The 20,677-nt window shown below is 57.9% G+C and carries 20 protein-coding genes; 5 read left to right on the forward strand and 15 right to left on the reverse strand.

Going from position 1 to position 20,677, the window contains the following annotated elements:
• Positions 1-66: 66 nt before the first annotated feature.
• Genes ACJO3M_RS11580 through ACJO3M_RS11635 form a run of 12 tightly spaced genes read right to left on the reverse strand, consistent with a single transcriptional unit; the run spans position 67 to position 11,949 of the window.
• Positions 67-2,184, reverse strand: coding sequence for a sensor domain-containing diguanylate cyclase (locus ACJO3M_RS11580; protein ID WP_407001524.1), 2,118 nt, complete (start codon positions 2,182-2,184; stop codon positions 67-69).
• Entirely contained in the window at positions 2,184-4,013 is a 1,830-nt protein-coding gene (locus ACJO3M_RS11585) for a Tad domain-containing protein (protein ID WP_407001525.1), read from the reverse strand. Before ACJO3M_RS11585 ends, ACJO3M_RS11580 begins: the two co-directional genes overlap by 1 nt.
• A complete protein-coding gene (locus tag ACJO3M_RS11590) occupies positions 4,000-4,269 on the reverse strand; it encodes a hypothetical protein (RefSeq protein WP_407001526.1) in 270 nt (89 codons plus the stop codon). The genes ACJO3M_RS11585 and ACJO3M_RS11590 overlap by 14 nt, the downstream gene beginning before the upstream one ends.
• Positions 4,266-4,958, reverse strand: coding sequence for a tetratricopeptide repeat protein (locus tag ACJO3M_RS11595; RefSeq protein ID WP_407001527.1), 693 nt, complete (start codon positions 4,956-4,958; stop codon positions 4,266-4,268). Before ACJO3M_RS11595 ends, ACJO3M_RS11590 begins: the two co-directional genes overlap by 4 nt.
• A gap of 48 nt (positions 4,959-5,006) precedes the next feature.
• On the reverse strand, positions 5,007-5,882 hold the full coding sequence (locus tag ACJO3M_RS11600) for a type II secretion system F family protein (protein ID WP_407001528.1): 876 nt from the start codon (positions 5,880-5,882) through the stop codon (positions 5,007-5,009).
• Positions 5,875-6,792, reverse strand: a complete 918-nt coding sequence (locus tag ACJO3M_RS11605; RefSeq protein WP_407001529.1) for a type II secretion system F family protein — start codon at positions 6,790-6,792, stop codon at positions 5,875-5,877. Before ACJO3M_RS11605 ends, ACJO3M_RS11600 begins: the two co-directional genes overlap by 8 nt.
• Positions 6,789-7,994 (reverse strand): TadA family conjugal transfer-associated ATPase, encoded by a 1,206-nt coding sequence (locus tag ACJO3M_RS11610; protein ID WP_407001530.1) that lies wholly within the window; start codon positions 7,992-7,994, stop codon positions 6,789-6,791. Before ACJO3M_RS11610 ends, ACJO3M_RS11605 begins: the two co-directional genes overlap by 4 nt.
• 12 nt (positions 7,995-8,006) lie before the next feature.
• The gene (locus ACJO3M_RS11615; protein ID WP_407001531.1) at positions 8,007-9,206 is read right to left on the reverse strand and encodes a CpaE/TadZ family protein; all 1,200 of its coding nucleotides are present in this window, start codon (positions 9,204-9,206) and stop codon (positions 8,007-8,009) included.
• Between the two features lie 4 nt (positions 9,207-9,210).
• Positions 9,211-10,386, reverse strand: coding sequence for a type II and III secretion system protein family protein (locus tag ACJO3M_RS11620; protein ID WP_407001532.1), 1,176 nt, complete (start codon positions 10,384-10,386; stop codon positions 9,211-9,213).
• Positions 10,376-11,242, reverse strand: a complete 867-nt coding sequence (gene cpaB, locus ACJO3M_RS11625; protein WP_407001533.1) for a Flp pilus assembly protein CpaB — start codon at positions 11,240-11,242, stop codon at positions 10,376-10,378. Before cpaB ends, ACJO3M_RS11620 begins: the two co-directional genes overlap by 11 nt.
• Before the next feature lie 23 nt (positions 11,243-11,265).
• A complete protein-coding gene (locus ACJO3M_RS11630; RefSeq protein WP_407001534.1) occupies positions 11,266-11,706 on the reverse strand; it encodes a TadE/TadG family type IV pilus assembly protein in 441 nt (146 codons plus the stop codon).
• A gap of 24 nt (positions 11,707-11,730) precedes the next feature.
• Positions 11,731-11,949 carry a hypothetical protein gene (locus tag ACJO3M_RS11635; RefSeq protein ID WP_407001535.1) on the reverse strand — a complete coding sequence of 73 codons (219 nt, stop codon included), beginning with the start codon at positions 11,947-11,949 and terminating at the stop codon, positions 11,731-11,733.
• 360 nt (positions 11,950-12,309) lie between these two features.
• Between ACJO3M_RS11635 and ACJO3M_RS11640 the strand changes: the two genes are divergently transcribed.
• From ACJO3M_RS11640 to ACJO3M_RS11660, 5 genes are all read left to right on the forward strand, one after another.
• The gene (locus tag ACJO3M_RS11640; RefSeq protein ID WP_407001536.1) at positions 12,310-12,789 is read left to right on the forward strand and encodes a DUF6231 family protein; all 480 of its coding nucleotides are present in this window, start codon (positions 12,310-12,312) and stop codon (positions 12,787-12,789) included.
• A gap of 34 nt (positions 12,790-12,823) precedes the next feature.
• Positions 12,824-13,222: a YkvA family protein gene (locus tag ACJO3M_RS11645; RefSeq protein ID WP_407001537.1), complete on the forward strand. Its 399-nt coding sequence runs from the start codon at positions 12,824-12,826 to the stop codon at positions 13,220-13,222.
• A gap of 91 nt (positions 13,223-13,313) precedes the next feature.
• Entirely contained in the window at positions 13,314-14,084 is a 771-nt protein-coding gene (gene pomA / locus ACJO3M_RS11650; RefSeq protein ID WP_407001538.1) for a flagellar motor protein PomA, read from the forward strand.
• Between the two features lie 2 nt (positions 14,085-14,086).
• The gene (locus ACJO3M_RS11655) at positions 14,087-15,004 is read left to right on the forward strand and encodes a flagellar motor protein MotB (RefSeq protein ID WP_407001539.1); all 918 of its coding nucleotides are present in this window, start codon (positions 14,087-14,089) and stop codon (positions 15,002-15,004) included.
• Between the two features lie 213 nt (positions 15,005-15,217).
• Positions 15,218-16,426: an ammonium transporter gene (locus ACJO3M_RS11660; RefSeq protein WP_407001540.1), complete on the forward strand. Its 1,209-nt coding sequence runs from the start codon at positions 15,218-15,220 to the stop codon at positions 16,424-16,426.
• 10 nt (positions 16,427-16,436) lie between these two features.
• On the opposite strand, the gene ACJO3M_RS11665 is transcribed toward ACJO3M_RS11660, so the two are convergent.
• The 3 genes from ACJO3M_RS11665 to ACJO3M_RS11675 are packed head-to-tail and all read right to left on the reverse strand — an operon-like array spanning position 16,437 to position 20,496.
• Complete coding sequence (locus ACJO3M_RS11665; RefSeq protein WP_407001541.1) at positions 16,437-17,534, reverse strand: lipocalin-like domain-containing protein; 1,098 nt, start codon at positions 17,532-17,534, stop codon at positions 16,437-16,439.
• The gene (locus ACJO3M_RS11670; protein WP_407001542.1) at positions 17,531-19,804 is read right to left on the reverse strand and encodes an FtsX-like permease family protein; all 2,274 of its coding nucleotides are present in this window, start codon (positions 19,802-19,804) and stop codon (positions 17,531-17,533) included. The genes ACJO3M_RS11665 and ACJO3M_RS11670 overlap by 4 nt, the downstream gene beginning before the upstream one ends.
• Positions 19,801-20,496: an ABC transporter ATP-binding protein gene (locus ACJO3M_RS11675; RefSeq protein WP_407001543.1), complete on the reverse strand. Its 696-nt coding sequence runs from the start codon at positions 20,494-20,496 to the stop codon at positions 19,801-19,803. The genes ACJO3M_RS11670 and ACJO3M_RS11675 overlap by 4 nt, the downstream gene beginning before the upstream one ends.
• Between the last annotated feature and the right edge of the window lie 181 nt (positions 20,497-20,677).

Below are 20,677 nucleotides of genomic sequence, written 5' to 3' on the forward strand. Positions count from 1 at the left end.
TCCTTTCGGATACGTTGGCAGGTTCAGCGTTTTACGCTGTTACCTCATTGTAGATGACCGTATCCACTAAAAGGACTGTTTCACGCAATTCCGTCCGGATTCCTTCGCGCTGTACAACGCCGCGTCTGCACGCTGAATGAGTTCATGGGGCGTATCGCCAGGGCGAAACGCGGCAACGCCCACACTGATAGTGACGGGTTCCGGAATCGAAAAACGGTGGCTTTCAATGCTGCTCCTCAAGCGATCAGCGACCGGAACGGCGCTGTCCAGGGAAGTCTCCGGCAGGATGATCAGGAATTCCTCGCCACCCCAGCGACCGGCAATTTCCGACTCACGAATGCCGTTGCTGACCAGGGAAGATACGCTGGACAACACCGCGTCCCCCTCATTATGGCCGAAGCGATCGTTAATCGACTTGAAATGGTCCAGATCAAAAATGATGAGCGAAAAGGTGCTGCCGTACCGGGTGCAACGCGCCACTTCCTGATCCATGAAACTTTCAATCTTGTGGCGGTTGTAGAGACCGGTCAACTGGTCATGCACGGCCTGGTAAGTCAGTGAATGCAGCAGCTGATTACGGTTCAGCGCACTGCCAAACAGGTTGGCCATCAGCTCTGCGGTTTGCGACCTCTGGGGCGTCCACGGGTTAACCGGGGCGGTCATCTGAATGCCCAGGATACCCGACATCCTGTCACCCCGATGCACCATGGCCAGCAGAACCGATTGGTTGCTTCTCAACGCCAGCAAGTCCTGCAGGAACTCCAGTTGCGGGGGAATGTCACGTTCCGTCGAGAAAATCACGCTCGCCTTACCCGCAAAAACCTTGGCCAGGGCCGCGGTGATAACCGGATATTTTCTGGCAGTGTGCTGGCACAGTGCATCAAAACCCTCACCAGCCCACTCATGACTGATCCACACCTGCTGACTGGCTTCCTCCAGCTGACACAGGAACACCCGATCCGCGCGGTAGAAACCACCCAGGGCCCGGCAGGTGCTGGTGAGTCCCTCGTCGGTCTCCTCGGGATCGAGAGTTAACAAATCCGTGCTGATACGACGGACCATCTGCTCTGAAAGCACCATTTGTTCCAGCTGACCCTTCGCCTGATGGCGCTCGATGGCCAGACTGGCAATGGCGATGGGGTCGGTCAGGGCATCAATGTCATCATCTCCTGGCGTCCAGGGCTCATCGTGATACACATCAAAGGTGCCCAGTAACTCCCCGCTGCTACCGAGGACCGGTTCGGACCAGCAAGCCCGCAACCCTGCCAGCTCGGCATCGTCACGATAACGATCCCAGCGGTCATCGGAGCGCACATCCCGCGTTACCACCCGCCCGCGGATAAACACGGCTGTCCCGCAGCTGGCCGCGCCAAAGGCCACGGGCACGCCATCCAGTGTTTCACGAAACGCTTCCGGAATAGACCGCCCGCCGACCCATCGCAGGCGGGCGCCTTCTACATTGTGCACCATGACGCCACAGCGCGCGCCGGCCATCCGGGATTCCGCCATTGCAGCAAGGTGATCGAGTGTCGCGTGCAAGCCATTATCGTTAGCCATGGATGTCATGGCCTTGTGGCGATAGCGATCGGCTTTTTCGGCGTGTTTGCGGTCGGTAATGTTCACGCCAGTAAACATCAGCGCCTGCCCGCCCTTGTAGGAAATGATGGAAAGTGAGCTATCGAGCCAGACCGGACGGCGGCCGACGGGCTCAAAATACCACTCGAATTTCTGTAAACCGGAGCGCCCGGTCTTGTAGATGATTTCTTCAAAGTCCAGCAAACTGAACGGAGCGGCTGACCATGCGTCCGGCTTTTGCATCACGCTGGCGGTTAGCTGTTCTTCGGTCCTCGCGCCAAAGGCCGTCATGGCGGTTTCATTGGCGTACAGTACCGACTTGTTCGAACGGTCCAGCAGCATCACCGCGATGGCGGACTGGTCGAACAGCGTGCGGAGATCCCGGTCTGCATTGCGCAGGGACCGGCTGGCAGAGCCCATTTCAAGACTGAGTCCCTGCACCCGGCGATTCAGGCGTTGATATCTCAAAATAGAGAGCACCAACAACGCCGCCAATACGGCCGTCAAAAATGGAAGAGCAACGGCCAGAGCGTTCTCTGAAAATAATGCCCAGTAATCCGATACTGCTGAGTCCACGTAGTCGCCGTCCATGCCTGAAACTGGATTCACTAATTCACTATAGACACATTTTCAATGAGTTGTGTTGTGTTTTGGTTAGCATTCACGACAGTGACCGACATATTGCCCGGATTCACGCCGAGTGCTGCCAGCAGGGGAGCCACCACGCCTTGAACCACGTCACTGGCAACGTCTTCCAGCAGGATAGTAATCGGTGTTACCAACGCGTTGGCCACACTCAAAATACCCGCACCCAAGCCGCTTGTCCCGCACGTAAGATCCAGCGACGTAATATCCACATTCGCATCAAAATCATCTGCCGAATTTCCCGAAGCCAGGCTCTTTCTGGCGCAATCACCATCCGCGCACTCAAGTGGGTAGTTGTGAATGACCGATGGCAGGGTCGTCTCACCGTACAGGTCAACGGCCAGACCGGCATCTACACACAGTTGCTCGGTATAGGTTCCCAATAGAATGGTATTTATCGTGAGCTCCAGGATCTCAGCGTGAACATCCCCCGGAATCACCGTGCCAGTGCCGGGATCAATCCGGCCTGTCTCTATTTCAACAGCGGTATCCACCAGATCAAAGCCCAGGGAAACGTCATTATCATTGCCGCCACGGGCGCAATCGCCGGACACAAAGCTGCCACGACCGCCGCCAGCCTGAACAGCCAGTGGGATGTCGATATCCTCAAGGAGATTGAGATCTATCAAACCAAGAGACAGGGTTGATATCAGGCTGTTAATGGTGCTGTCGCTCAGCCCGGCCGAGATAACGGCTTCAAGCCTTATATCCGCGGATTGGAACTGAGTTACCCATTCTCCATCGGAATCCTGCCGCGCCGGGCCATACACGATCTTCGGTGGTTCCGCTACGTGCAACCCCAGCGCGACATCCAGGTCAGCCAGTTCACCGATAGAGCTGGTCAGACTCTGCAAAAGTGTGGACTCCGACGTCTGCAGATTCAGAGTCAGAAGCGACCCGGAATCACTCAAAACCCGGGCGCTGTTCATGACCGTACTGATCACCAGGTCGTACACCGGAAAACTGGCATTCGCCGGTACATTCGCACCCTCGACCACCTCAAGCACATCACTCACATAGAGGCCGCTGATACCGGTCGCACCGGTCAGATCATCCACCAGGCCGCCAATGGGTTGCGCAGACCCACCCACAAGCCCCGTCACTTCCGTCAGCAGATCAACGAGAGGTTCGTCGACCAGATCCGCCACACTGGCAACCCCCATCCGCTCCAGCAGGTCGCCAACATTAACCAGGGTATTCTCAAGACTGTCCAGCTGGGTAGGACTGAGGCTGAAGGAAGGATCGCCCAGAACAGCACCCACCAGATCGCCTAACAGACCACCCTCGACATCAGCAGCGGAGCCGGCCGCGCTGATTGTGGCGTTCACTTCCTTGCGCACGGCGGCGGAGGTCTCAAGGGTAATGGAGCCTACAGGAATAAGCCTTGAAATAGGCTCTTCACGGGTCATCGATACCCGAACACCGTTACTGCGATTAAGGGCGGACTCCGGAACACTGCGAAACACCAAATCGGTATTTTCTTCCGAGGATTCCAACAGACCGGGCAATACCTCCAGGGCCCCGCCATCCCCGTCGTAACCGGCAGCCTGGGCCGCGGCCAGAGCCCTGGCCGTCATAGTAGACATCGCTATATCCGCACCGCCACAAGCCTGGGCGCCGTCGGCAGCGGCGCTGGCGGCGGCGTTTACCTGATTCTGCATTTCCGAGTTCAGGGCCAGAAGGCGGGCACTATCAACCGCCAGCACCATAATCAGAACGATGGCGGAAACAGCCAACGGCGCGAGAAAAATCAACGCTCCGCGCTGGCTACGGAGGTTTTTATTCCTCCCCACGGGATGCCTCCGCCATTTTGTCGGGAATAGCTCGCCGGAAAGTCTCTGCGATCCTCTCCTGACTGTCCACATAAGCCTGGACGGAAAGTTCACTTTCTTCCGGTGCGCCCGATTTTGCCTGCCGGTCCAGTTTCTCGCGCACTTCCGGTGTTTTCTCCGCCACAATCACGGAATTGGACAGCCCATACTCCGGTCGTTCCTGAGCAATCGCGGATACGGACAACAACATGAGACACATCAACAGGACTCTACTCATCTTAACCTCTGTAACCTGGCAGCCAGTTTTTCGGCATGGGCGATTTCATCCATGGACAAATCGTACTGATTCCGCAGCATGGCGAGGCCGGAACTGTCATCGGTAATAACGTAACTCGCCGCGAGATTCTGGCGCACAGCACCCTCGCCATCGGCAAGCTCAAAGGCCGTCCGCAATTCGAACACAGCTTCCTGGTAGCCACCTGTCAGTAGCAGGCCGTAACCATAATCATTGCGCACATCGGATGATGACGGCGCCAACTCCCTGGCCTTTCTGAGTTCACCGACGCCCTGGCTCAGTTTTCCCTGTTTCAGGTACACCAACCCCAATCCGTGATGCCCCATGGCGGAATCGCAGTCGGTCGCCAGCGCCTGAAAAATGTCCTCTGCCTGGGCAACCTGTTCGGTTGAAGCCAGCAGCTGTCCCCGCCTTACCCAGTGCTGTTCAGTTTCAAGCCCCTCACTTTCCAGCTTGGCCAGGGCCGCATAGGGCTGTGACCGGGACATCAGGGAATCCACCGCGTCCAACTGCAACTGATGCTCAGGCTGCAACGTGGTGGTGCAGCTCACCTGAGGTAGTGAGTCCACACCCTGACTGCTGCCGGTTCCCATCGTTGCGCAACCGGTGACGCCCAGTGTCATAGCCAGCAGCATCGCTCCCCGACTGCTGGTGTTTTTAAGTGTTCCCATAATGTCTCCTGACAGGGTTTTTTATTCGTTTGTCGATCCGGAAAGCTTTCAACGGCTTAACGTATCGACTATCGACATCACAGCCGGGCCGCCAATCAAAAGGAATAAGCCGGGCAACATGAATGCCATCATCACTATGGTCATCTTTGCACCAACCTTATTGGTTTCCTCGCTTATGCGGTTACGTTCCGTTTGCTGGGCCTCTTTAATGATACGTTCAAGGCTCGACGTGACACCCGCTCCCAATGTACCACTCTGCTTCATCAGGTTTACGTAACTCCGAAGCACCAGTATTCGACGGTTTCTACCCAATTCATCCAGCGCGGCAGTTCTGTCAGCGCCGCTTTCCATCACCCTGTTGAACCGATCAAGGCGACTCGCCAGATGAGGCATAATCGGCCTTGCCTGAACCGCAATGAGCCTCAGTGCACGCTCAATGGAAAGCCCGGCTTCCATCAGCATTCGCGTCATATGACACAGCTCGATGGCCTCAAGGTTCTGTTTTTTCTCTGCGTTGGCCCCCATCGTCCGAATAATGCGGCGGGGCAGGAGAAACCCCACAGCGGCGACGACCACACCGGCAATAGGTCCCGCGACAATAATGCCGAGCACGATGACTACCAGAGGGAAAAGCCAGCATAATGTCAGGTAAGTGGCCTGGCTCTGCTGACGGCTGCGCCCTGTAGTCTCAAGAGCAGCTTCCATATCCTCGTAATCGCCCTGTATTGCCGACAGACTGGTGAAGCTTTCACCGAACTCCGCGAGAAAGCCGGAGATATCGTCATCAGCGTTAACGCCGACACCTCTGTTTCTGAGACGCTCATGAATTCTAGACCTGACGGCCCAGCGCGGAGCCATATAGCCAGCCATCCACAGTGCAAAAAGTGCTGCAGCAGCTGCCAGGAGAAACCAGGTATCAACCACGACCAACCCCCTGAATCATTCGCCACATGACCAGCATGCCGATCACCTGGAGAATCCCGGCTGTTAACAGCAACGAATGACCGGTCGAGGTATGCAGCAACGCGTCCGAGTATTCCTGGTTAATCAACACCATGAAGACCGCAAGCGCCGGGGGGATGATGGCAAATGAAATCGCGGTAAAGCGTGTTTCCGCTGTAGCTGCCATGAACTCCTGCCGCAACGCCTGTTGTGACCTTAACGACGCGGATACTTGCTCCAGCACAGGCCTAATCGACGAGCCGAAGCGTGATGTCGTACGCAGGGCAATCGCCACCAGAACCATGGAGGGCACCTTGTAGAGCTCCGCGAAATCTTCAAACAGGCGGGTATATTCGCGGCCCGCCTCCACAGCGTTACGTAGCCGGAAAACCAGGGGGGTAAAGACGGGTGACGACTCGTCAAACGCCGAAATCAGGGAGTGCTCAAGGGAACGGCCGGCGTCAATGTTTCTCAATACGGCTTCCACAACGCCCGGAAGCTGTTCATGAATGATCTGGCGCTGTTTCTGGAAACGCATTCGCCACCAGACACCAAGCGCGGTAACAACAAAGAACAGCACAACCAGTAGAACCACCACACCCCGGGACACGGCAATAAAAGCCAGCGCAAGCAGCAACACTGCCGTTATCGTCACCAGACGCCGCATACTCCAGCCGATATCCGCCTGCACCAGCAATTTTTCCAGCGGTCCGAGATCTACCCTGGCGCCGCCCAGTCCGGAACTTTCACTCGCAGCGGTCAACCGGGTTCTGATCGCCTGAGTGATCTGGTGATGGTTCCGCAGATATCCCCAGACCAACTGCACTATCACCAGCACCGTGGCCAGCAAGCCTACAAGCAGGGCGCCGACAAACCAGATCTGGCTACTCACCTCGGTGCCTCCCCGGTCATTGGCGCCATCTGATCACCGCCCTCCCGCTCTGCGCGGTACAGGGTTTCCATTTTGTAGGGATCATCCGGCGTGGCTTTCATTGCAACCACTTCGCTGACAAACCGGCGGCCGTTGGGTAGCCGGGAAAGCTGGACGATGACATCCAGTGACGAGCCGATCAAACGGCCAATGGCCCGCTCACCGGCGTCGTACCCGTTCACCGCCAACAGGGTTTCAATTCGCACCAGCGCATCCCTGGCAGTGTTGGAATGAATGGTACTCATGGAGCCTTCATGGCCCGTATTCATGGCCTGTAACAACTCGATGATTTCACCGGACCGGACCTCGCCGAGAATAATCCGGTCCGGCCGCATCCGTAGTGCGTTGATGACCAGGTCCCGCGCCGTAATCTTGCCTGACCCCTCGGTATTGGCCGGGCGGGTTTCCAGACGAACTATGTGGGGGTGATTAAGCTGCAGTTCCGCCGAGTCCTCAATGGTGACCACCCTTTCATCCCTGGGGATATACTGGCTCAGCAGGTTGAGAATGGTCGTTTTGCCGGTACCTGTACCGCCGCTGATCAGGATATTGCGTCGGGTTTCCACCAGCGACATCAGGATTTCCAGGCTCTCGGAAGTCATCGACCCGCTGTTTACCAGGTCCTGGGCCGTCAGATGCTTCTGGGTGAACTTCCGGATGCTGATGGACGGACCGTCCAGCGCAATCGGGGGGATGATGGCATTAACCCGGGAACCGTCCGGCAGGCGGGCATCCACCATTGGGCTGGACTCGTCCAGGCGACGCCCCAGGGGAGCCAGGATACGGCGGATGACACGGGTTACATGGTCGTCATCGATAAAGCGGGTCTGTGCCCGTTGCAGTACACCTGACACTTCAATAAACACGTCTTCCGGCCCGTTCACCAGTATGTCGTTCACGCTTTCATCCGCGAGCAACGGCTCCAGGGGACCAAAACCGGCCACTTCATCGAAAGTTTCCCGGGCCAGCAGCGACAGATCCTGCGCGGACAATGGCATCCGATGCTGGGACACGAAGCTTTGCACGTTGTCCTGAACAAAGGCATAGAGGGTTTCACGTCCGGACTTACCAACCTCCACGCCTTCTTCGTCCAGTCGCTCCACGAGAAAATAGTGAACGCGCTTCTTCAGGTCCTGGTATTCCTGATCAATTCGGGTAGCCACTCGACTTTCTCCTTAACCAACCCGTAACAGCTTGCGTCTCACATCATGCTGGCCTTCCCTGTTCTCTCCAGCCGCGTATCGCTTCAGGATGCTTTCCAACTGCTTCTGATACGAGCTTCTCTGCGGCAGTTTATGCAGCGGTAGGCCAGCATTGATGGACATCAACCTGCTGGTCCAGTCCAGCGGCAGGTTGCCCATGTATTCAATGCCAACCGCCCGTTCAAGCTCGCCCAGCGCAGGGGAACCTTTCTTTTCATAACAATCCAGCACCAGGGATTTGCGACAGTCCCGAGTCAGATGTTCACGCCAGCTATCCAGTTGCCGACGCGCCTCATGGGCCTGCTCGACAATCGGCTGAATCACCATCACCAGGTCCTTGGCATGGAGGCCCACCGCACTCACCCAGAAATCAGCAACCACGGGATCCACATTGACGACGATGTAGTCGAACATGCTCATCAACTGGCTGACTGCGATAAACAGATCCGCGTTGCGATCATCACTGAGGGCTTCGGGCGACAGCTTACCCGCCAGCAACCGCAGGTTCGGAGCGTATTCCTCCAGGGCGGTTTCGATCATTGCCTGATCGAGCGATTCCGGGTTCTGTAACAGGCTTTCCAGGGTGACCCGGTTATTGCTGTCCAGGTAGAAGGCATGCCGATCCGTTGCCGACGTATCAAGTGCCAGGATACGCGCCTCCGGAAACAGCTTATTGGTGGTGAAGGCCAGGTTCTGCGCAAAAAAACGCGTATCCACCACCGGACTGGAACTGGTCACCAGGGTAATCTTGTGCCGGCCACCGGCGGCAGGCCGGGAACCGGCCGTCGCCGGCCCGGGCGTGGCCTTCAGAAACTGCTGGATCCGGGTACGGATTTCCTCGCCATCGCTACTGGCGATAAAGCAGTCCCTGGCGCCGGCACGCATGCTCCGCAGCAGGAAATCCTGGCTCACCCGACGGGTCAGTGATACCACCGCCAGATCCTCGCGGGATTTGGTGAGGGCACTGATGATCCTCAGCGCTTTTTCCGCGTCGTTTTCATCCGCCGCCACCATAACGAAGCGACTGCCGGTGGCCTCAACCAGCCGGCTGACGCGGGAAAGGTCTGATGATGCAACGAACTCCACCGGCCACATGCCATCCAGCGTTCGCTCCAGCCAGGTCCGTATGCCAATGTCATCCGCCACGCAAACCAGAATGTCGTCTCTGTTCATAGGATCACCAGCTCAGTCCGTGTTTGATGGGGCGTTCGCCGGGGCTGGAATCGGTCGCCATGTCCAGCCAGCCTGTGCTGCTGCGGTGGTAATCCCGGGCGATGGTTTCCAGCTTGCCGTTACCCTGTTTACCGGGGCTGACCAGGTGAGGTGTAACCACCATGATCAGTTCGCGATCTTCCCGTGAGACACGGTCGGAACGGAACAGCGCGCCCAAAACCGGCAAATTACCAAGCCCCGGAATTCGATCGCTGTTGTTGAAGGTGTTGCGACTGACCAGACCACTGATGATGAAGGTTTCGCCAGACCCCATGGCGACGGTGGTTTCCGTACGGCGAACCCGCAAACCGGGAATGGTAATGCCACCGGTGGTCACACCCGCGGTTTCATCCAGATCACTTACCTCAGGCGCGACCTTTAAAATGATCTGGTTTTCGCCCACCACCGTCGGTGTCAGGCTCAGGCTGACACCGAACTGTTTGAACTCCACCTGTATGCCATCATCGTCACTGCGTACCGGAATCGGGAATTCACCGCCAGAAAGAAAGGTGGCGCTCTGGCCACTCAATGTAACCAGCGAAGGTTCCGCCAGCGTGTAGGCAAAACCGCCAGATTCGAGGGCGTTCAGAATACTCAGGGAGCTGTTGCCAAACCGGAAAAAGTTGAAGCCATTGGTGGCAATACCATTAGCGCCGGCAAATCCCGGCACTGTTGAGTCGGGCGCCGCAAAGGACGCCCCCAGACGCCCGCCATCAAACAGCTTGGAATAGTACATTCCCAGTTCATTCAGTTCGTTGCGGTTCACTTCAACGATGCGGATATCGGTCTGCACCTGAGTCCCGAAAGGCAGCTTTTCACCCAGGGTAGAGGCGACAACGACCGGGGATCGCAAAGGCTCGGACCGACCATTGAGCCAGACGGTCAAAATCGCGACACCTTGTGACTTGGCGGTCAGCAGCAATTCCCTGTCATCTGACACCGAGACACTGGCCACCTCAGGGTCAGACGTTGCCACCTTGGCTAGCGTATCCGGGAATGTCAGCACCTTCTGCTCGCCTTTACCCAGCTTGACCGGTGCACCATCCACCATCTCATCACCCTGGGCCGCCGCGGGCATGACCACAGCAAGGCTACCCAGCAGCAGGGCCGCTATCCAGAAGGCGATCGGCTTACCGTACATAAACACTCCTCGATTCGGATCCTTCGAAAACCTGTACTCGGGTGGAAGGTGGTGCGGTACGCCGGGTAGGCGCAGGCTTGGGTGGTGAGGGGAATAGATCTTCCAGGTAGACCGCCTTGACGGTTCGTTCTTCCTCCCCTGAACCTGCCTCTGCTTCCGACGCTACCTCCCGCTTCGGAGAAACCGCTACAAGCCGGAGGCTGCCTTCACTGGAAGCAAGCAACAGGCGTGACACTTTGTCTTCGGGAACCGACAACACGACCGTGTTGTTACGGCGGGAATCGTTGTCCTCCCCTGCCTCCCCGTTGTAGGGAACCCCCTTGACCGCCAGAACCAGTACATTGCCCAGCAGTTTCAGGGCAGCGGGCTTGTCATTATCCGAGCGGCGGAATGAGGCAATCACGTCCACCCGGTCGCCGGGCCGCAGCAAACCGCCGACACCAGACACCTCATCCACGCCAATGGCCATGGCCTGATGGTCTTGCGGCACCAGGGTTTCCAGCACACTGTCGGTTCGCAGGTTCGCCGCCGTCAGCATCTGGCCGGCCGCCAGCGACGTCTTTATGGGTTGGCCAAAGGGAGCGTCATCAGCGCGAAGGGCATCAGGCACAGGGTCGGAGGACGAAACCGGCATAAAACCGTCTTCTTTCATCACATCGCCGGGAGACAGGGCCTGGCTGGCCACCAGGTATCGATACTCCGGCGCCGCCGGCACAGTTTCAGGCTCGGATACCTGACTTTGCGAAGAGGGAGTAGCAGGTTGACTCTTGACGGACAGAAGGCCAGCAATGGCCAGGCCCAGAGCCACCAACGCCAATACCGTTGCCGGCAGTGCATAGATCAGTCTTTTATTCATTATTGTGCCTTAGTCATCCAAAACTAGAAGGCCATGGTCGCTTCCGCACGCATAGAATCAGGCATCGGGGGAAACTTTCCCAGAAAACCGAACGTCAATTGGGGAACCATGGGCGCGTCCAGATTGTTGCGGGAAATGACACAGCTCAGGAAGTTGATCCCGGCCGTCGCTGACACGTCACAATCGATGGATTCCGTTCCAGCCCTCAGACGCTGGGATCTCGATGCCCAGCTTTGTTCCAGGGTCGCATTGGCTGTGGCCACAATCTGGCCAGAGAGATCATCGGCGGAGAAACGGGTCCGATCCACCCGCAATGCTGACGAGGCGGCCTGGTCCACGGCACTCTGCATTTCATATTTTCCGAAGAACAGAATGCCGTAGGTGATCGCCCCGTACAGCATAGCTATAACGAGCGGGAAGAGGAGCAGAAATTCGAGGGCGACAGCCCCTTTTTCTGGTCTCATCAAATTGCCCCGAATCAGATAGCCCTATGCCGCTCCGCCAGTGAGATCAACGCCGTCAAAGAGTGCGGTAATTTCAGGCCCGAAAGCAAAGACTGCAGCGCCCAGAACAACGACGATCGCAGCAACCAGAACGGCATATTCCAGCCCTGATGCGCCTTTCTGCTTAGACTTAAGAGACAACTTCCTGGACTTCAGGTTGACGGCAATACGGGTAGACAAGTTGTTGATGCTGTCGATGCTCATGGCAAACTCCATCGCATGTGTTGTTGTATGGTTTTAACGTAGTTTAAATGTCGCTTCTAACGCGACAGTTTTTGTTTTGTTTTTTGTTACTGACAGTCATGTTTCATTGCGTGCGTCAATTGATTCAGTTCAAGAAAATGCCACTGAAACCTGGTTCAATTGTCGAACACGTCACAGAACAATAACACCACTTCAACCCTCAAAATATTGCCCGTAATGACAAGTAAGTCAGCCATGTCAGCCAATAACCCAAGGGCGAAATCATCCCGAAACCCTCTCCCAAGCCCGGATTCCCGCGCTGTTGCCCGCCAACAGGGGCAAATGGGATACTGACCCACGAATTCAGGTACGGAACGTCTTATGTCTACGCCCCATAAGGCCATTGCACGAATCATTGACACGACCCAACCACGTAATTTGCTGGTTTGCGGTGCATTGGCGGAAAAGGCGGGCAGGCACTGGCAGTTACACAATGAGGGTGTTCGTATAACAACCTTGACAGAAACCGCCCCCAACGAAGCATTCCCATTGCCCGAGGTTCAGGACCTGGCGCTGATTACCGGCGTTCTTGAACACCTCCCGAGGGATCAGGGGGAAGTCCTGTTGGGCCAACTGAGAAACTACGGCACACATCAGATCGCTGTGGTGGTGGCTCCGGATTGGGGCTGGAGCTTTACCGACTTTATCGCCCTGGGGTTTCGGCGCCAGGCCGAACTGACCGATAATGATCACGCGTCGACGCTCTACACCTACAATATCGACACCTACAACCACAAACGGGCCTGGAACAATCCGGACAACTGGGCCAACCCCGAAATGTGGGGGAAAGCCTGGTGGTAATGGACCAACATTCAAATTGACAGGATCAAGCAGCATGCCCGTCTTCAGCCAGAAAAACGCAGAAAAGCAGTTGAACGCAGAAGCAGACAAAGTCCGGCGTGAGGATCTGGATTCCCTGCTGGCCAGGCAGCGCACCATTGAGGACAAGGTCAAAGGCAGCGGCAAGCTCAGCCGCTTCAGGGAGGACATCAAACTGATGTTCGCCATGATCCGGGATTACTGGAATGGCAGCTACCGTGATGTGCCCTGGAAAAGTATCGCCGCCATTGCCGGCGCTCTGTTGTATGTGCTGAACCCGCTGGATGTCATTCCGGATCTGCTGATCGGCATTGGCTTCCTGGATGATGCCGGCGTGGTGGCCCTGTGTCTGAAGCTCGTGGAATCAGACCTGCATCGTTATGCGGCCTGGAGAGAACAACAGGAAGAAGCGTGAAGCACACCTTTTGCGAATTGATTAAATTCTGACCTGAAGGTAACCTCGCCGCCATTATTGTCTTGCTACCTCATTCAAATCTGGAGTAACCGTGGATTTCGCCACTCTTATCGGTCTTGTTGGCGCCATATTGCTTATCGCTTCCGCAGTGATTCTCGGCGTTTCCCCATCGGTATTCATAAATCCGGCCTCCCTTCTGATCGTTGTTGGCGGCACTTTTCTGGTGGTGCTTGCCAAATTCAGCTTTGCCCAGTTTTTTGGCGCCTTCAAGGCCGCTGCGAGAGCGTTCAAGTTCAAGTTACCTGAGACCCAGGCCAGCATCGAGGAACTGGTGGATATCGGCAATGTTGCCCGGAAAGAGGGCGTCCTCGGCCTGGAAGGCCGTGAGATCAGCAGCCCCTTCCTCAGCCAGGGTATCCAGATGCTGGTTGATGGTCGGGACGGCAACACCATCAAGCAACTTCTGAGCAAGGAACGCCTGATGACGCTCGACCATAACCGCTCCGGGGCCAAGGTTTTTACCGCCATGGCAGACGTTGCTCCGGCAATGGGCATGATCGGTACCCTCATTGGTCTGGTGCAGATGCTTTCCAACATGGAAGACCCGAAATCCATCGGTCCGGCTATGGCGGTTGCGCTTCTGACGACGCTGTATGGTGCGATGATCGCCACCATGATTGCCTCGCCCATCGCAGACAAGCTGTCCCTGCGGATGACGGAAGAGGCGCGAATGCAGTCCCTGTACATCGACGCTCTCGTTGCCATTCAGGAAGGTACCAACCCGCGCATCATTGAACAGATGCTCTCCAGCTACCTCCCGCCCAAGGAGCGTGAAAAACTGGCTGAGGCCGAGGGTACCTAGCCGTGGATGATCTGCCGGAAGAGGAAAAACCGGGAATTCCCGCATGGGTCGTCACCTTTGCGGACCTCATGTCCCTGTTGATGTGTTTCTTTGTTCTGTTGCTCTCTTTCTCGGAGATCGACGCACAGAAATTCAAGCAGATTGCCGGTGAACTCTCCAAAGCCTTCGGTGTCCAGCGGGAAGTCCCGGCCCTTGAAATTCCCGAAGGAACCAGCCCGATCTTCGACAAGTTTTCTCCTGCTCCGCCTGAACCGACGGTAGTCAGTGAGGTGAAGCAGACGACTACCGACGAGAAGCCGGAGCTTCAAACCCTCAAAAGCCCCACAGACGTGGCTGTGGAATCGGCCATTCAGGATCAGATGCAGGAATCCGTGGACCAGATCCTCCAGGTTCTCAAGCCTGCCATCGCCGACGGGCGCATCAACGTCAGCCAGGACCAGCGGCGCATTGTGATCCGGGTAGAGGAAAAGGGCTCTTTCCCGTCAGGGGCTGCCCGGCTGACCTACGAATTCGAAGGGCTGTTGCTGGAAATGGCAAGAGTTCTGGCCGATATTCCGGGCAACCTGACCATTGAAGGCCACACCGACAACGTTCCTATCCGCACAGACCGTTTTTACAGCAACTGGGACCTGTCCGCCGCCAGGGCAGCGGCGGTCGCGAACGTGCTACTGGCCCGTGATCACGTGCAACCTGCCAGGCTGGCCGTAACCGGCCTGGCGGATACCGAGCCGAGAGTGCCGAATAACTCGCCAGAGAACCGCGCCAAAAACCGCCGGGTAGAAATCATCATTGATCTCTCCGAGCCCATGCAGGAACAGGAAATTCGCCTGCGGGCACTTATTGAATCCGAATCCACAAATCAGGAAGCCATAATCGATATCGAGTCTGGAAAATCGCTATCAGACGAAATCAGCTGGTAAAGCACTCCAGATTGGTGCGCCACCCCTGAAAACGCACAACAATAGTGCGCAAATGCCCTTCCATACCCCAGAGCGAGCTTCCAACAATCCCGCAACCCCCTTACCGCCCTTGAATTGCATTATTTTGGAACACCTCTTGCTACTAACGCACTCCATCAATGCACGCACTGCCCGGCAAGAGGCAGCAATCCAATCTATCAGGAGAGAAAACCCGTGGACATCACGAGTGCAGTACATACCCTGACCGAAAGCGCCAACACGCTGTTCATACTCATCGGCGCCATTATGGTACTGGCCATGCACGCCGGCTTTGCCTTTCTGGAAGTGGGCACCGTACGCCACAAAAACCAGGTCAACGCCCTGGTCAAGATCATGACTGACTTCGGCGTCTCTGCCGTTGCCTACTTTTTCGTGGGCTACTACATCGCCTATGGCAACCACTTCATGGCCGGCGCCACGGAGCTGACCGCCGCCAATGGCTACGATCTGGTCAAGTTCTTCTTCCTGATGACCTTTGCCGCTGCGATTCCCGCCATCGTCTCCGGCGGCATTGCCGAAAGGGCGAAGTTCTACCCCATGCTGATTGCCTCCGGTCTGATCGTGGCTTTTGTCTATCCGTTTTTTGAAGGTCTGATCTGGAATGGTAATTATGGCTTCCAGGCCTGGCTGGAGACCCAGTTTGGTGCAGGTTTCCATGACTTCGCCGGCTCTGTTGTGGTGCACGCCGTGGGTGGCTGGATCGCCCTGGCTGCGGTCCTGCTGCTTGGCGCCCGGAACGGGCGTTACCGCAATGGGCGCGTGGTCGCTTTTGCACCGTCAAACATCCCGTTCCTGGCCCTCGGCGCCTGGATTCTGACCGTGGGCTGGTTCGGCTTTAACGTGATGTCCGCACAAACCCTGGACGGCATTAGCGGCCTGGTGGCGGTCAACAGTCTGATGGCCATGGTTGGTGGCGTACTGGTCGCCATGCTGGTCGGTAAAAAGGACCCGGGGTTTATCCATAACGGCCCGCTGGCCGGCCTGGTCGCCGTATGTGCCGGCTCGGATCTGATGCACCCCGTCGGTGCGCTGGTGACCGGCGGTATTGCCGGCGCCGTCTTCGTGTACCTGTTCGAATGGGCCCAGGCCAAAATCGAGCGCCTGGACGATGTATTGGGTGTCTGGCCGCTGCACGGCGTGTGTGGTGTCTGGGGCGCCATTGCCGCAGGCATCTTTGGCCAGGAAGCCCTGGGGGGACTGGGCGGCGTCAGCCTCATGTCACAGATTGTTGGCTCCATCGCCGGCGTTCTGATTGCTTTTGTTGGCGGCCTGATCGTATACGGCGTGATTAACGTCATTGCCGGGCTCCGCCTGACCCAGGAAGAAGAGTTCAACGGCGCGGACGTGAGCATCCACAAGATCGGCGCCACATCAATGGACTGAGGCCTGACGATTAATACCCGGTCAGCTCCATGTAGCCCTCACCCCGATGGCTGCCGGTGACGCTGACCGGGCTTTCCCAATAAGGGAAACGACCCAGGTTCCAGTATTCTCCAGCCGGGGCTTCCACGTTCATTTCCACATCCTTCGCAAGCCCTCCCCCCTTTGATAGCACCCGGATGCGCCATCGCACCGGCACCTCGCCGCGCTCTGTATCCCGGCGCTGCTCCGCCGTCACCTCCAGTTGATCTGGCCCCAGGGCTATCGGGTTCCGCTCCGGAGTAATCCAGGTACCGGACAGATAATCCCCGGCTTCCTGGCGCAAGCGAAACACCATGACCTTGTCACCGGAGTCCAGGTGCAACGCAAACCAGTCCCAGCCCTGCTGCCCCGCCTTCAGAAACTGGCTGCTCCACTCCCTGTCGAACCAGCCCTGTCCGGACACCTGATAGCTCTTCCCTTCGATCGTCACGGTTCCACGAATGGCGATGTCCACCAGGCTGAAGTACATCGAACCCTCACCACCTTCGGATTTGGCGCTGAACCCCTGGTTGCCGTGGGCGACAGGCTCCCCCTGATTCGCCAGGGTCAGATCGTATGCCCAATTGTCACCACTGGCCTGCAATCGCCAATGACCACTGTCCGACTGCAAGCGCCAGTCATCCAGCCAGACTTTAAAGGGCGCTGCAGTCGCACCTGCCTGCCCGATGTCTCCCCGCGCCAGTTTTTCGGCAAACCGGTGGTCACCACGGAATGACACGGCGGCATGGGCCATCCAGCCAGCTTCCAGCGGCCAGCTTTCGGGTTCCGGCACCGGTTCGTCGGGCGACCGCGCCGTAAGGGCCTGACGAAACTGGGTCCACTGCAGGCCCATGGACTCCCCCTGTTCCGTGGTCAGGTTAGCCGTGAGGTACCACCACTCAATCCGGTGGCGGGGATGGGGGCCCATATCGTCCGGAAATGCCAGGCGATCCCCCGGACCCGGCTGTGCAAATTTCCCCTGCTCGTCCCCCAGACCGGCAAAGCCGGTTTCTTCCGCTGAGTCAGTACACCCCGAAAGAATCAGTGCCAAAACCACCAGCCATACCGCAACAACGGGTACACTGTTCATCGTTCACCTCCGCGGGCACCGATGGCAAATTCGGGCGGGGGCACCTGCCCCGTCAATTGTCGGCGCATCAGCAAGGCGATGCATCCGCCGATGGCCAGACACAGCACAGCCATTTCCAGCCAGAACCCCGGGTATACCGTCATCGGCAACGACCAGCCAAACGCCAGCGGATTAATGCGGCTGACCAGCACCCAGGTCAGCCAGATCCCCAGCGGCAACGCCATTAGGGCCAACGCGCCCGTCAGCACCATGGCCAGCCGGTACAACTGGCCGGCCACTTCGGCCCGCGACATTCCCCACACCGATAACAGCCGGAAATACCACGCCCGGGTTGTAAAAAACACCCAGCCCATCATCAACAGGGAACCCGCAGCCAGCGCCAGGGTCAGCAGGGTGATTGCCCGGGTCAGCAGGAACGTCTGGTCAAATACGGCAGAAGCCAGGGAGCGAATGCTTTCGTTGTCTCTGATCACCGGTTTCTCGGTGTCCCAGGCGCTGGTCAGCGCCTGTTCAATCTGCGCCACCGGCAGGGATCCGGTATTAATGGAAAAGCTCTCGAAAGCCGGACTGTAAGCACCCGGCAGATGATCCCCAGCCAACAGGACCTCCCCCGCCGGGCGGCCGTAATCGGCATAGACCCCAACGACAGGCAGGCGCAGGGAGTTACCACCAACCGAGATAAACATCTCGTCACCGGGCTGGAAGCCTTGCCGACGCGCCAACTGCTCGTTGACCATGACACCGTTTCCCTTCGCCAGTTGCGACCAGGCCCCCGGTGCTGCAGACAGAAGCTCCCAGCCGTCGACCAGCGGGCCAATGGGCGATATGGCGAAGAGGTCCGTCGCAACTGGCTCACTATCGCGCCCGGCGCCTTCCACACCCCCAACCCGCACCTTTCCCCGCTGCACAAGGTGCCAGTCACCGAGACCTTCCAACGCTGACAGCGCAGCCACGGCGGCCCGCGATGACTCGCCCTCCGGCACCTCCACATAGAGTTCCGCCGCCAAACGCTGGCCCAGCCAGGCCTCGAAGGTATCTTCGAAGGTGGTAACCAGGGCCTGAATGGCCAACACCATGGCTACCGCGAATTGCAGTGCCACCACCGGTAAGGCAAGACGGCGAAACAGTACCGACAACTCCCGCAACCGCCATTGCCTGACCACATCCCCGCTACGCCTGGCCTGCCTGCCAGCAAGCCCGGAAAGCACCAGGGGCGTCAACAGCCCCAGGGCAACAAACACCACGGTTATTCCGGTGAACAGCCAGATCAGCGTGGTGGTCAGGGTGACTGTTGTCAGCCCGGCCAGCAGCAACACCACCAGCAAATGGCGATAGTTCCGGCTACCAGGCGCTATCCGCCAGCGCGGCTTCAGGGTATCGGCGAAACAGGCGGCCAGCACCACCAGCGCCATAACCAGTGCCGGCCACAGCAGATCGTCGGTTTGCACGGCATACAGGGGCGCGTCGAACAGCCTCTCCATGGCTTCCCCGAATCCGCTGCCGAGCGCGCTGGCAAGCCAACGTCCAAGCCAGATGCCTGGAACCACACACAAGGTTGTCAGAACCGTCAGTTCAATCAGCAACCACCATCGGACGCTGGCCGCCGGAACCCCGAAGCGTTCAAGCAGGGCAAAACTTTCCCGACGCTGCGCCAGTCCCAGCAGGTAGACACTCCGCACCAGCAACGCGGTGATAAGCAACACCAACAACCCCAGGGCATCCAGGTTCAACAGGAAGCTTTCTCCCAACTCACCGGTATCCGGGCCCATTGAAAAGCTACGAATCCGGTAACCGGCTGGCAGGTCCCCAGCGGGCATATCTTCCGCCACCAACAGTGTCAGCCTGGCGGGGTACCCCTGCCTGACAAGCTCCGACGCTTCACTGATATCCAGAAAAGGGTGTCCCTTGAGCAGATCGTCCCGGGCCTGCCCGGGGACGTCATCGCCAAAGCACGCCCCGGCAAACGGGTCGACTCCGATAACCCGGCCGTCGGGGGCCGGCCGCTGCACTTCCAGCCAGGGCATGACGCACAGTCCCTGGCGGCGCAAGCGGACAAAGTCGCTGACCGTAACCGCCTTCTGATCCTCGCGAACCACCTGCTGACGACCGGCCACTGCCTGCTCACTTTGCGCCAGGCTGGCGCGGGCAAGATCCGTCAGATGGCTCACACCGGTCCAAAGGGTGGTTGCCAGTACAATCATCAGCGCCAGTGCCGCCAACTGCATGGGGTGGCACCGATAATGGCTGAACAGCGCGGTAAACAGGGTCATGACGGCGACGATGTCACAACGGGCTGCTCAACGCCCAGGTCAAGGCGCGACTGGCAGCGGGCCGCCAGAGCCAGGTCATGGGTGGCGAGGATCAGCGAACAGCCGGTTTCCTGCTGCATACTGAACAGACAGTCTGCCACGTCATCCGCCGTGTGGTGATCCAGGCTTCCCGTCGGCTCATCCGCCAGAATCAGGCCGGGGCTCATGGCAAATGCCATGGCCAGGGCAGCGCGCTGACGCTGACCACCGGACACCTGATCCGGATACCGCCCCGCCAGCTCTCCGATTCCCAGGCGCTCCAGCCAGCCCTTTGCAGACTGCTCCGGCTGCCCCGCCAGTCGCGCCCGGAAACGGACGTTCTCAAGCAGGGTCAATGCCGGCATGAGGTTGGCATCCTGGAACACCACACCGATTGCGCGTCGTCTCAGGGCGGCCCAACGCCTTTCTTCATCCCGGGAATAGCCGCCAGCATTCCCCTGGAAAACGTCTCCCAGCACTCCAATACGTCCACGATCCGATGCTTCAAGACCACACAACAGATTCAGCACCGTGCTTTTTCCGGACCCCGAACGACCGGTGAGCGCCAGCGAGTCTCCTTCGCCAAGCTCCATGTCGAGGTCAGAGAGCACCTCTACGGCTTCACCTGCCCCGATATAGCGTTTAACCAATCCGGTGACCTGTACGACTGCCATTGATGGCTCCCCCGGTAAAATACATCCCGCCCACTGTAAGATAGCCACTATCCGCCCCTGCTCCGACAAATCAGTACAACTCGCTACAAACATCTTATTGACATTCTTTGACAAATTTTTTGGAACCATTGTTCAGTCTTTGTCGTTTGGTCTGGCAAGGGCCGTTTCCGCCCGCATGACA

It is taken from the genome of Marinobacter alkalisoli, assembly GCF_045449795.1.
Taxonomy (GTDB): Bacteria; Pseudomonadota; Gammaproteobacteria; order Pseudomonadales; family Oleiphilaceae; genus Marinobacter.